The sequence below is a fragment of the Bacillus sp. FSL W7-1354 genome (assembly GCF_038002405.1).
GTDB lineage: Bacteria > Bacillota > Bacilli > Bacillales > Bacillaceae > Bacillus > Bacillus paralicheniformis.
Map to the genome: position 1 here is coordinate 1,677,233 of NZ_JBBOCL010000001.1, position 11,934 is coordinate 1,689,166.

Genomic DNA, 11,934 nt, shown 5'->3' on the forward strand with positions numbered 1-11,934 from the left:
TAGTCCCCCTATTTGTTATTTGCGTTCATAAAATAACAGATGGCCAGCTTATAACCTTCAAAGCCGAGTCCCGTGATCTGGCCTCTTGCAACCGGAGCGATGACCGAGCGGTGCCGGAACTCTTCCCTCGCATGAGGGTTTGAAAGATGGACCTCAATCACCGGTATGCTGATTGCTGCCACCGCATCGCGGATGGCATAGCTGTAATGGGAGAAAGCCCCCGGATTCAGGACGATTCCATCGTATTGTTCCTCTGCCTCATGAAGAGCATCAATCAGGTCCCCTTCGTGGTTTGATTGAAAAAAAGTCAATTCAATCTGAATGCCTTCGGCAAATTGAAAAAGTTTTTGTTCCAAATCAGTTAATGTGTCTGTACCGTATACATCGGGTTCGCGTTTTCCAAGCCGGTTTAAATTCGGTCCGTTCAATATTAAAATATGCGGCAACTCTGCCTCCCCCTTCTCATCACGCAAAAAAATGTCCACTTACAGTGAACATTTTATCATATTGCTTCCTGATCAGGCACTATTCTCTTGTTTCTCCAAGGGCCCGCGTCAACTTTTCAGAATTGAGCTCATTGTATTCAAACGAAATGGAATAGCCGACGAATAAACCGTAAAGCAGGTAAATGCAAAGCGTCGTCACAACCGTTTCCCTCTTTAATTCAGCCACAGTCTGAACATCTGGGAACATCGGATTGAACAGGTAAAACACGACAGCCCACAAAACGGCTCCATATACAATGCCTGCCCACATGCCTTTGACCTGCTTCAAAGTGCCGTAGTAAAGCAGGGCAGCTCCGATGGAAATAACACCGATCAGCAGGATGCTGATAAACGTCCCGAGAAATCCGTTTTTCCAATCGCCGATGACAAAAGGCTGGAGAATCATGTTTGCATTGACTTCGGAGAACTTAAAAAGGTACGCAAGCTCACCGAGTGCACTCCAAAGCACTCCGCCGACAAAGCCAGTCGTGATCACCCTTCCGATGAAAGTCATCGGAGTTTCACGCTTATTTTGCTCAAGCTCTTCCGGCTGTTTTTGATTGTCTTCATTACCCATACAGTCCAGATCACCTCCATTTCCAGTATGTCCAAAAACAGCCTCTCCAACATCAGCTTTCCCGGATTTTTAAGATCCGAGTGTAAAAAGCATGAAAAAGGGTATACTTTAATTAGATTTGGCTTTGTAATAGGTTCGAATTTCTTAAATTTTTGAGCCCGTCAATCTAGAGGTTTCAGCGTTTTTCCTGTACAATAGGTGTAAGGAAATGGTTAATGTACTCATAGATTGATACAGATAGGTTGATGCAAATGTCAAATCAAACAAAACAGCCCGCATACGGAGGGCAGGCTGTCGTCGAAGGCGTTATGTTCGGCGGCAGGCGCCATTATGTAACCGCGATCCGCAGAAAAGACGGAAGCCTTGAATTTTTTAAGCTGCCTCGGAAAACCAATCCGGCGCTTGAAAAATTTAAAAAAATTCCTTTTCTCAGAGGGATTATCGCGATTATTGAAGCAAGCGCGAACGGCACCAAGCACTTGAATTTTTCGAGCGAACGCTATGACCTCGATCCTTCTTTAGACGATCAATTGAAAGAAGAGAAGCCGTCCAAGCTGACGATGATTTTTGGCCTCGCCGCAGTCGGCGTCCTGTCTTTTTTGTTCAGCAAGTTTATTTTTACGCTCGTGCCCGTTTTTTTAGCGGAGCTCACCCGTCCGGTCTTTCAGTCGGACGTCGCGCAGATTATGATCGAAAGCTTTTTTAAGCTGCTCCTTCTCTTAAGCTATATTTACGCCATATCATGCACTCCTTTTATTAAAAGAGTTTTTCAATATCACGGAGCAGAACACAAGGTCATAAACTGTTACGAGCAAAATCTGCCGGTCACGGTTGAAAACGTTCAGCGGCAGTCAAGACTGCACTACCGATGCGGAAGCAGCTTTATTTTATTCACCGTCATCGTGGGCATGTTTGTTTACTTGCTCGTTCCTACTGACCCTCTCTGGGTCCGTATTTTGAATAGACTCGCACTGATACCCGTCGTTCTCGGCATTTCATTTGAAGTTCTGCAGCTGACAAACAAACTGAGAGACATCCCCGTATTGAAGGTGCTCGGCTATCCGGGTTTGTGGCTGCAGCTTTTAACAACGAAAGAGCCGTCTGACGATCAGGTGGAAGTCGCCATCGCAAGCTTCAATGAGCTTCTTCATATGGAGACCAAAGCAGAGGACGAACAGAAGGAACCTTCTAATATCGTAATGTAATGCAACGAATTGGTTAATTTTTTGGGAGGTGGACAGTTATGAAGCAACGCGTACATCCTGTCTCAGCTTTAATTATTGCGTTTGGAATTTTTGGGTTTGTCTATTTCGCCGTCACAAGTCCGGGCCGCCTGCTCCAATACTTGGTTGTTTTTGCAGCGGTCGGCGCCATCATTTATTTCGTGATCAGGCGCATTTCCAATCGCGATATGAGCAGTGAAGGAGCCGCTTTTAAGAAAGCAGCCAAGCAATCCAACAAGCGTTTTCAAGATCACAAAAAACGCTCTATAAAAGGCAAGGTTAATCATCTGAGAAGCGTACCGTCTATTAATAAATCGAAGCCGGTATTGGTGAAGAAAAAAAGCCAGACTCAGCTGACAGTGATTGAAGGCAAAAAAAGCAAAAAGAAAAACAGGGCTTTCTTTTAAAACGTCCACTGTTTCAAAAATAATTCTGTTCGTTTTTTTCCTAGCTCGATTAGAGCTAGTTTTTTTTCTGCCGACATCGCGAATTCAGTCGACAGGACTTCCTCAACAGGTAAAAAAATGATGTTGCGCTCATGTTTTGTGGCAATGTGCCTGGCGTCATGCGCCTCTTTCATCGTCTCAAACAGCGCCCCGAACAGTTCGAACGCATTTTTAATCGTTTTCTTCGGCCTCTCTTTTTCATTGGGCATCAGCGTGATCCCCAATACCGGCCGTTTTTTTTCTGTTGTAAACAGCCACATCGGAAAATTGCTCAGAACTCCGCCGTCTACGACAACGCTGATGCCGCTGGAGGACTTGAGCTTCACCGGCTCAAAAAAATAAGGAATGCTGCAGCTCATCCGGACCGCCCTGGCGACGGAAAAACGCCTTGGGTTTAAGCCGTATCTGTTTAAATCGTCAGGCAGCACAAGCATCTTGCCATTCGATAAGTCGGAGGCGATCAACTTCAGTTTTCCCTGTTCAAGATCCCCGAAAACTGAAATGCCTTTCGCTTTCAGCTTTTCGGAAATCCAGTTTTCCAGTTTATCTCCTTTATATAAACCGAGCCGCCAATAAATCGATGCCCATTGCAGCATTTTCAAAGGCAAGAGTGAAAATCTCGGGTCAAGGAGCTCGCTTTCATTTAATTCTTCCATCATTTGACGGATCTCCGCGCTTGTATAACCTGCCGCGATAAACGAGGCAATAATCGAACCGGCGCTCGTTCCGGCCAGCCTTTTAAATCGGAAGCCCCGTTTCTCAAGCGCCTCGTATGCCCCCACAAGTGCAATCCCTTTCATACCGCCGCCTGAAAAAACCCCGTCGATGTACATCGCGATCTCCCTCCCTTAAAAGATGGCTTTACACCATTTTAAGAAACGGACAGAAAAAAAAGACCATGAGACAAAGCGGCAGCTGGAAAAACTGATACGGAAAGAGAAAAGCCGCCGTTACCCGGCGGCTTTTATTGATTTTCCTGTTCGTTTCTTTTTTGGACGCTTCTCAAATCGTCGATTCTTTTGCTGTCGTCTTCAAAATACTGCACAAGATCTCCGACACGGTCAATGCTGTTCCAGCTTAAATGATGCTCGATTCCTTCGACATCATCATAAATTTTCTCTTCGTCAACACCAATGATTCGTAAAAACTGCTCCAATAATTCATGTCTGTATACTAAACGTTTGCCTATTTTCTTCCCTTTAGGCGTCAGCACGAGGCCGCGATACTTTTCATAAATCAAATATTCGTCTTTATCGAGTTTTTGAACCATTTTTGTAACCGAGGAGGGATGGACGGCCAGAGCTTCGGCTATATCTGAGACCCTTGCATATCCTTTTTCTTCAATCAGCATATAAATTTGTTCTATGTAATCTTCCATACTCGGTGTTGTCATCAAATCCCTCCAAATCACACCTATTCAAATCATAACAAGTTTACACTATGTGCATGTAAAAAACAAGCAACGGGATAACGTTTTCACCCGATTACCTTCTATAATTCCATTCATCTGCCGCATACTTCGTTCTGGCGAGATCGGCGACAAATTCCGTTTCCTCTTCTGTCAGTTCATAAGGCTCCAAATGAATGTTAAGCCCCTTTTCGAACCCTTTTTTAAAAGCTTTGCTCGCTTCTTCAATCGTGATTTTTTCTTTTGCGAGCTCATTGATGGCGACCGCTTTTTGTTTGAAGTTTCTCTGCATGCGCTCTCTGAGGCGATCATTTTTGTAAATAAACAAATCAAAGAGCTTGTCCTCATCCAGATCAAGAAGGATCGAACCGTGCTGGAGAATGACTCCTTTCTGCCTCGTCTGGGCGCTTCCTGCGACCTTTCTGCCTTCGACAACGAGCTCATACCACGACGGCGCGTCAAAACAGACGGAAGATCTCGGGTTTTTCAGGCTCTGTTTCTCTTTTTCCGTTCTTGGTATGGCGAAATACGCATCAAGTCCCAGCTCTCTGAAGCCTTCAAGAATACCTTCTGAGATGACGCGGTACGCTTCCGTCACCGTCTTGGGCATTTCCGGGTGTTCTTCAGACACAATAACACTGTAGGTCAGCTCTTGATCATGGAGCACGCCTCTTCCGCCGGTCGGCCTTCTCACAAAGCCTAAACCGTGTTTTTTGACGGCATCCAGATTGATTTCCTTTTCAATATTTTGGAAATATCCGACTGAAAGCGTTGGCGGATTCCAGCCGTAAAAGCGGATGGTCGGCGGAATCTTATTTTCGCTGTGCCAATAAAGGAGCGCCTCGTCGAGCGCCATATTAAAAGCGGGATCCTGTCGTCCCGAATCGATAAAACGCCATATTTCTTTTTCCATAACCTACCCTCTTTTTCTTTGGTATAAAATAAGTCTACCATTCCCTCTTAAAATTGAAAATAAATTCGGCGAATCAGATGACAGATTTCTGAGGCTTTACTATAATAGTATTTGTCTTAACATATCGTTAAAAATCTCCCGATTATCAGACGGGATGAATTCAAAAAGGAGTCGGATCAGATTGTCTACCAGCAGCATTATCATTCTCTTGATTTGCGCCGCGCTCATCATCTACGCGGTCGTTTCATACATCTATCAGCAGCGCATTATGAAAACCTTGACAGAAGAAGAATTCCGGGCCGGCTATCGCAAAGCGCAACTCATCGATGTGCGCGAGCCGAACGAGTATGAAGGCGGCCACATTTTGGGTGCGAGAAACATTCCGCTTTCACAGCTTAAGCAAAGAAAAAGCGAAATCCGTCCTGACAAACCGGTTTACCTGTACTGCCAAAACAACGTCAGAAGCGGAAGAGCCGCCCAAACGCTCCGCAAACACGGCTGTAAGGAGATTTACAACCTGAAAGGCGGGTTCAAAAAATGGGGCGGAAAAATTAAAACGAAAAATTAATAACCGCAGCTGTCTCCAGTTGCGGCCAACATCCTAAAGCGTCTTTGCGTTTTAGGATTTTTTTTAGCATATCCTGCAGACAATCAAAACAGGCGGAGCAGATGATCCTTCAAATAAAAATAAGCCGGCGAAATGGGTTCGCCGGCTTTGTTCGTTATTTTTTCAAGTCTTCGATTGAATTGACATCTTTCATGTATGTCGGAACGACAAGGCCAATTTTTACGCCTGTCATGCTTGTACCGATATCTTCGTATTTGCCTTTGTATTTTTCAGCATATGTTTTATGCGTTTGCGGCAGCCATGCAGCAAGTGAAGCATCGACGCTTCCATTTGCAATTCCAGTCCACATCGGGCCTGCTTCTACTTGGCTGAGCGTCACGTTGTAGCCTAAGTCTTCAAGAACTTTTGCGATGACATTTGTGCTCGCAATTTCACTGTCCCATGCCACATAGCCGAGCTTAATTTTTTCGCCGTCCGCTTTATCGACGCCTTTTGTCCATTTCTTAACAAGGTCTTGATGTTTTTTTACGAAATCTGCTGCAGCTTCTTCCGCTTTTTTGCCTTCCTGAACGGCAAGCATGACTTCTCCCATATCATCCTCTGTCCAGCTGAATTGGCTGAGCAGCTTGTGTGCGCCCGGATGATCGTCCTTGAATCCTTTGCGCGTAACAGTATGGATTTCTTCGGCATCGCCGTAAGAACCTTTTGGATCTTTCAAATATTTGAGATCGTATTTTGCAAACATCCAATGCGGTGTCCAACCCGTAATGATGATCGGATCTTTTTTATCGTAAGCTTTTTTCAATGCGGCTGTCATCGCTGAGCTTGAGCCTGATGTTACAGCCCACTTGCTGAGATCGTAGTCCTTGAGCGCCTTGTCCGTTGCATTCATAATGCCCGCTCCAGGATCAATGCCGGTAATTTTATAACTGACTTGATCGCCTACAGACGCGTTTTCATTATTATTGCTGCTTCCGCAGGCAGCCAGACCCAATGTCAGTACTGCTGCAGTGCCGATTCCCGCTATCTTTTTCCACATTATGCATTCCCCCTGCTTTTTTTCAATTTTATATTTTGTGTAACCCGGTCAAGTACGATCGCAATAATAACAATCGCAAGCCCGGTTTCTACACCGGTACCCGTTTGCAGCTGGGTAACAGCCCGGTAAACTTCTTCTCCAAGTCCAGGCGCACCTACCATGGATGCAATAACGACCATTGACAACGCAAGCATGATGCTTTGATTGATACCGGCCAGAATGGTTTTCGTCGCAAGCGGCAGCTGCACTTTAAAGAGCCGCTGGCTTGTCGTTGAACCAAATGCTTCTGTAGCTTCAATCAGATCTTCCGGCACCTGCTGAATTCCTAAGATTGTCATCCGGATTGTCGGAGGCATCGCAAAGATAACGGAAGCGACAACACCCGGCACAACCCCGATATTGAAAAAGAAGATGGCCGGAAGCAAATAAACGAATGCCGGCATCGTCTGCATTAAGTCAAGAATGGGCGTAACGATTCTCCGAACCGTTTTCTTTTGGGAGCCCCAGATTCCGACCGGAATGCCGATAATGACAGAAATCAGAACGGATGTGACGACAAGCGCCAATGTCTGGAGCATGGCGTCCCAATATCCTAAATAATCAATGATAAAAAATCCGATTAAAGTAAACAGCGCAATGCCTCTTTTGCTGATCAGCCAGACGAGCGCGGCAAAGATAACGGTCAAAATAACCGGCGGAACAAAACCCAGGCCTTGGACAATCGCATCAACAAACGATTCCACTCCGCTGGCAATTCCGTTAAATACCCCGCCGAACGACACCGTCAGCCAGTCAACAAACTGATCGATCCAATCGGCTAAAGGAATGCGGGGAAGCGATGATAAAGTAAACATTATCTCACCTCCTGAACAACAGTTTCATGAGCTGGTTCATGATCTGAATGTGCATTAATATACCGGTCATTTCCGGCAAGCGCTCCGATTAACGCGCCTTTGACGATGATCCCTTTCATCCGCTGTTTTTCATCGACGACAGCAATCGGGATGCTGGCATCAGAGACCAATTCAAAAATATCCGTCAGGACCGCATTCTCTTCCACGGTTGTAATGTCTCTCGAGATGACGCTCTCCAGCGTCTGGCTTTTTTCGGCTGCTTTTTTAGCTGTTTCAGCATCAACAGAACCAAGAAGCCTATTGTGTTTGTCAACGGCATAAATCGAGGAAATCCCGAGGTTTTTCATCAGCGTCAGAGCGACGCGCGGCCCTTTGTCTGCGCGTACGGTTTCAGCGCGTTTCATAATATGACCGGCTGTCAGCACTTTAGACAAGTCGACATCTTCAACGAATTTTTCAACATATTCATTTGACGGGTTCATTAAGATCTCTTCCGGCGTACCGATTTGAACGATGTTTCCGTCTTTCATCAATGCGATTCGATCGCCGATTCTCAGTGCTTCATCAAGATCATGGGTAATGAAAATAATCGTTTTGCCTACTGATTCATGCAAATCGAGGAGTTCATCCTGCATATCCTTGCGAATCAGCGGGTCAAGCGCGCTGAACGCTTCGTCCATCAGCAGAATGTCCGGATCATTCGTCAATGCGCGGGCAAGCCCGACGCGCTGCTGCATCCCGCCGCTCAGCTGATCTGGATATTGCTGTTCATATCCTTCAAGACCGACAAGCTTTAATGATTCCATAGCTCTTAGCCGGCGTTTACTTTTATCGACTTTTTGCAGTTCCAATCCGTACTCTGTGTTTTCAAGAATCGTTTTGTGCGGAAATAGAGCGAACTTTTGAAAGACCATGCTGATTTTTTTCCGGCGGATTTCCCGAAGCTGGTCTTTGGACATATTTGTTATCATGTCACCATCTATATACACATGTCCTGCAGTCGGTTCAATCAGCCGGTTTAAAAGCCGCACCAAGGTTGATTTACCGCTCCCTGATAGACCCATGATGACAAATATCTCACCTTCATACACGCTAAAATCCGCTTGGTTCACCCCGACGGTCGCCCCGGTTTCTTTCAGAATTTCTTTTTTGGTTTTGCCATCGGCAAGCAGCTGCGTTGCTTTCTTTGCATTTTTCCCAAAAACTTTAGACACTTTTTCTACTTTTATCTTGATTGGCTTTTCGTCTGAATTCATATTTCTCCTCCCGTATGAAGCAATCTAATATACCGTAACATTTATGTAACATATGAGACAAACGGCATATTCGCTGTCATTTTGTATCAAACCTTCATATTCATCGTTATCACTCTCTAACCTTGCGAATCCTTCTAAATGCTCCATAATCCTCTTCTTTTAAGGTAAATTAAGCCATTATATTTCATGGAAACATTGAAACTATCACGTTTTTACAATGTAATTTTTATTTTCAACTATAAATTTGGTGAATTTACTATTTAATACGAGAGAAATCCTTATCATTCAGTACATAAACCGTTTACATAAAGATGTTTTTTTCACAAAAAAACCGGCGAAATCGATCCGCCGGCTTCTTATCATTTTTCATAACGCAGCACGGGCTTCCGCGCAGCTTTTGTTTCATCCATGCGTTTCACAACGGTTGAATGCGGTGCTTCCTGAACGACTTCAGGCGTTTCCTCCGCTTCTTTTGCAATCTGGATCATCGTATCGATAAACGCATCGAGCGTTTCTTTAGACTCTGTTTCTGTCGGTTCAATCATGATGCATTCCTCGACATTGAGCGGGAAATAGATAGTCGGCGGATGGAAGCCGAAGTCCAAAAGCCGCTTTGCGATGTCAAGCGTCCTGACTCCCAGCTTTTTCTGGCGCCTTCCCGACAGCACAAATTCGTGCTTACAGTGCCGGTCAAACGGCAGATCGTAGTATGGAGCAAGCTTTCTCATCATATAATTCGCATTTAAAACGGCGTTTTCCGTTACTTCTTTGAGCCCGTCCGGCCCCATTGAACGAATGTACGTATAAGCTCTCACATTGATGCCGAAGTTTCCGTAGTAAGGTTTCACCCTGCCGATCGAATGCGGACGGTCATGGTCAAAGGTATAACGGCCGTCTTTTTTCACCAGCACCGGCTTCGGCAAATACGGAATCAATTCCTTCTTGACGCCGACAGGGCCTGATCCAGGTCCTCCGCCTCCATGCGGTCCTGTAAAGGTTTTGTGAAGGTTCAAATGGACGACGTCAAATCCCATGTCACCCGGCCTTGCTTTGCTGAGAACGGCGTTCAGGTTCGCTCCGTCATAGTACAGCTTTCCTCCGGCTTTATGGACGATTTCAGCCATTTCTAAAATATTTTCTTCAAAAAGGCCGAGCGTATTTGGATTAGTCAGCATTAACGCGGCTGTTTCTTCATCTACGACACGCTTTAAATCTTCGAGATCAACAAGACCGTCGTCATTCGATTTGACGGTGACCGTTTCAAATCCGGCAACAGTCGCAGACGCCGGGTTTGTACCGTGGGCCGAATCAGGTACAATGACCTTCGTCCTTTTATGATCGCCGTTTGCCTCATGGAACGCGCGGATCATCATCAGCCCGGTCCACTCGCCGTGCGCACCCGCAGCCGGCTGAAGGGTGACCTCATCCATCCCCGTGATCTCTTCCAAATGCTCGCTCAAGTCGTACAAGAGTTCCAGCGCACCCTGCACGGTCCGTTCATCCTGGAGCGGATGGATCGCAGAAAGTCCTGGGATTCTCGCGATTTTTTCGTTAATCTTCGGATTGTACTTCATCGTGCATGAACCGAGCGGATAAAAGCCCGAATCCACTCCGTGGTTGCGCCTTGATAAAGCCGTATAATGGCGCATAATATCAAGCTCAGACACTTCGGGGAGATCTGCCGGTTCATCTCTGAGATACGCTTCGTCAAGGACGTCTGTCACATCTGTTTCAGGGACGTCAAGCTCAGGAAGGCTGTAGCCGACCCGCCCTTCTTTTGATACTTCAAAAATAAGCGATTGATCCTGATTATTCATGGCGATCCCCCAATTCATTCATGAATGTATCGATTTCCTCTCTTGTCCTGAGCTCTGTCACGGCGATCAGCATGTGCTGTTTTAAATCCCGATATGAAGCGCCGAGATCGTAGCCTCCGATAATATTTTTCTCAAGCAGGCGTTCATTCGCTTTTTCGACAGGTTCATTGAGCCTGACGACAAACTCATTGAACATCGGCCCGTCAAACACGACTTCAAGACCGGCCCGTTTAGCTGCTTCTTTTGCGTAAGCCGCTTTTTGCAGGTTCTGCCATGCGATTTCCTTGACGCCTTTTTTGCCGAGCGCCGTCATGGCGACTGATGCGGCAAGCGCATTGAGCGCCTGGTTGGAGCATATATTTGATGTTGCTTTATCCCGTCTGATATGCTGCTCGCGCGCCTGCAAGGTGAGAACGAATCCCCTTTTCCCGTTTTCATCTTCCGTCTGACCGACGAGACGGCCAGGCACTTTTCTCATCAATTTTTTCGTGACGGCAAAGAATCCGCAGTGCGGCCCGCCGAAAGCGGCCGGTATTCCGAACGGCTGGGCATCCCCGACAACGATGTCAGCTCCCAGTGCCCCGGGCGGTGTTAAAAGCCCGAGAGCCAGCGGATTGGCGGACACGATGAACATGCTTTTCCCTTTATGGGCGATCGGTTCAATGTCTTTCAGCGGCTCAATTCGCCCGAAAAAGTTAGGGTATTGGACGATCACTGCTGCTGTATCTTCGCAGACGGCTTCATCAAGAGCCGCAAGATCTGTTGTTCCGTTTTTGGCAGGGACTTCTACCACGTCGATGTACTGTCCTTTCGCATACGTTACTAAAACCTCGCGCGATTCGGGATGGACGGTTTCCGAAACGACGATTTTTTTCTTTTTTGTATGTCCTGAAGCAAGCATTGCCGCTTCGGCTAATGCCGTTCCCCCGTCATACATCGACGAGTTGCTGATATCCATGCCCGTCAGCTCGCAAATCATCGTTTGAAATTCAAAGATCGCCTGGAGCTCCCCTTGAGAAATTTCAGGCTGATACGGTGTATAAGCCGTGTAAAATTCCGACCGCGAAATCACGTGGTCCACGATGACGGGCTGGTAATGATCGTATACGCCCGCTCCCAAAAAAGAGGCGTGCATCACTGTATCTTTATTTTTAGCCGCGAGTTTCGTCAGCTCTTTTGTGAGCTCAGTCTCGGACTTTGCCTTTTTAATTTGGTATTCCCCTTTAAATTTGACGCTTTCGGGTATATCGGAGAATAGCTCGTCGATCTTCTCGACTCCAATTGCCTCAAGCATTTCTTTTTTATCCTGATCTGTAGCTGGCAGGTAACGGTGCTTCATCTTCAGTCT

Annotated in this window: 13 protein-coding genes; 3 read left to right on the forward strand and 10 right to left on the reverse strand. The window is 46.2% G+C overall.

Going from position 1 to position 11,934, the window contains the following annotated elements; translation table 11 throughout:
• Nucleotides 1–8: 8 nt before the first annotated feature.
• Both aroQ and MKZ04_RS08440 read right to left on the reverse strand, forming a co-directional pair.
• On the reverse strand, nucleotides 9–446 hold the full coding sequence (gene aroQ / locus MKZ04_RS08435) for a type II 3-dehydroquinate dehydratase (RefSeq protein WP_020452149.1): 438 nt from the start codon (nucleotides 444–446) through the stop codon (nucleotides 9–11).
• Nucleotides 447–525: 79 nt separating this feature from the next.
• On the reverse strand, nucleotides 526–1,062 hold the full coding sequence (locus MKZ04_RS08440; protein WP_020452150.1) for a YqhR family membrane protein: 537 nt from the start codon (nucleotides 1,060–1,062) through the stop codon (nucleotides 526–528).
• A gap of 251 nt (nucleotides 1,063–1,313) precedes the next feature.
• Between MKZ04_RS08440 and MKZ04_RS08445 the strand changes: the two genes are divergently transcribed.
• Together MKZ04_RS08445 and MKZ04_RS08450 are read left to right on the forward strand one after the other, a co-directional pair.
• Nucleotides 1,314–2,267 (forward strand): DUF1385 domain-containing protein, encoded by a 954-nt coding sequence (locus MKZ04_RS08445; RefSeq protein ID WP_020452151.1) that lies wholly within the window; start codon nucleotides 1,314–1,316, stop codon nucleotides 2,265–2,267.
• A 38-nt stretch (nucleotides 2,268–2,305) separates the two neighbouring features.
• On the forward strand, nucleotides 2,306–2,692 hold the full coding sequence (locus tag MKZ04_RS08450) for an SA1362 family protein (RefSeq protein ID WP_341045691.1): 387 nt from the start codon (nucleotides 2,306–2,308) through the stop codon (nucleotides 2,690–2,692).
• Here the strand turns inward: MKZ04_RS08450 and MKZ04_RS08455 are convergent.
• The 3 genes from MKZ04_RS08455 to MKZ04_RS08465 all read right to left on the reverse strand — a co-directional run bounded on the left by MKZ04_RS08455 (nucleotide 2,689) and on the right by MKZ04_RS08465 (nucleotide 5,052).
• Nucleotides 2,689–3,564 (reverse strand): patatin-like phospholipase family protein, encoded by an 876-nt coding sequence (locus MKZ04_RS08455; protein WP_020452153.1) that lies wholly within the window; start codon nucleotides 3,562–3,564, stop codon nucleotides 2,689–2,691. The genes MKZ04_RS08450 and MKZ04_RS08455 overlap by 4 nt on opposite strands.
• A 131-nt stretch (nucleotides 3,565–3,695) precedes the next feature.
• On the reverse strand, nucleotides 3,696–4,124 hold the full coding sequence (gene mntR / locus MKZ04_RS08460) for a transcriptional regulator MntR (RefSeq protein WP_020452154.1): 429 nt from the start codon (nucleotides 4,122–4,124) through the stop codon (nucleotides 3,696–3,698).
• A gap of 91 nt (nucleotides 4,125–4,215) precedes the next feature.
• Complete coding sequence (locus MKZ04_RS08465; protein ID WP_023855177.1) at nucleotides 4,216–5,052, reverse strand: lipoate--protein ligase family protein; 837 nt, start codon at nucleotides 5,050–5,052, stop codon at nucleotides 4,216–4,218.
• Nucleotides 5,053–5,206: 154 nt separating this feature from the next.
• Here MKZ04_RS08465 and MKZ04_RS08470 point away from each other — a divergent pair, with 154 nt between their 5' ends.
• Entirely contained in the window at nucleotides 5,207–5,620 is a 414-nt protein-coding gene (locus tag MKZ04_RS08470; RefSeq protein WP_043054396.1) for a rhodanese-like domain-containing protein, read from the forward strand.
• Nucleotides 5,621–5,774: 154 nt separating this feature from the next.
• Here the strand turns inward: MKZ04_RS08470 and MKZ04_RS08475 are convergent, their stop codons facing one another.
• The 5 genes from MKZ04_RS08475 to gcvPA form a co-directional block, all read right to left on the reverse strand.
• Entirely contained in the window at nucleotides 5,775–6,659 is an 885-nt protein-coding gene (locus tag MKZ04_RS08475) for a glycine betaine ABC transporter substrate-binding protein (RefSeq protein ID WP_023855178.1), read from the reverse strand.
• The gene (gene opuAB / locus MKZ04_RS08480) at nucleotides 6,659–7,513 is read right to left on the reverse strand and encodes a glycine/proline betaine ABC transporter permease subunit OpuAB (RefSeq protein WP_023855179.1); all 855 of its coding nucleotides are present in this window, start codon (nucleotides 7,511–7,513) and stop codon (nucleotides 6,659–6,661) included. Before opuAB ends, MKZ04_RS08475 begins: the two co-directional genes overlap by 1 nt.
• Nucleotides 7,513–8,769: a glycine/proline betaine ABC transporter ATP-binding protein OpuAA gene (opuAA, locus tag MKZ04_RS08485; RefSeq protein WP_149169668.1), complete on the reverse strand. Its 1,257-nt coding sequence runs from the start codon at nucleotides 8,767–8,769 to the stop codon at nucleotides 7,513–7,515. The genes opuAB and opuAA overlap by 1 nt, the downstream gene beginning before the upstream one ends.
• A 359-nt stretch (nucleotides 8,770–9,128) precedes the next feature.
• Nucleotides 9,129–10,586, reverse strand: coding sequence for an aminomethyl-transferring glycine dehydrogenase subunit GcvPB (gene gcvPB / locus MKZ04_RS08490; protein WP_020452160.1), 1,458 nt, complete (start codon nucleotides 10,584–10,586; stop codon nucleotides 9,129–9,131).
• Nucleotides 10,579–11,925 carry an aminomethyl-transferring glycine dehydrogenase subunit GcvPA gene (gene gcvPA / locus MKZ04_RS08495; RefSeq protein WP_195202038.1) on the reverse strand — a complete coding sequence of 449 codons (1,347 nt, stop codon included), beginning with the start codon at nucleotides 11,923–11,925 and terminating at the stop codon, nucleotides 10,579–10,581. Before gcvPA ends, gcvPB begins: the two co-directional genes overlap by 8 nt.
• Between the last annotated feature and the right edge of the window lie 9 nt (nucleotides 11,926–11,934).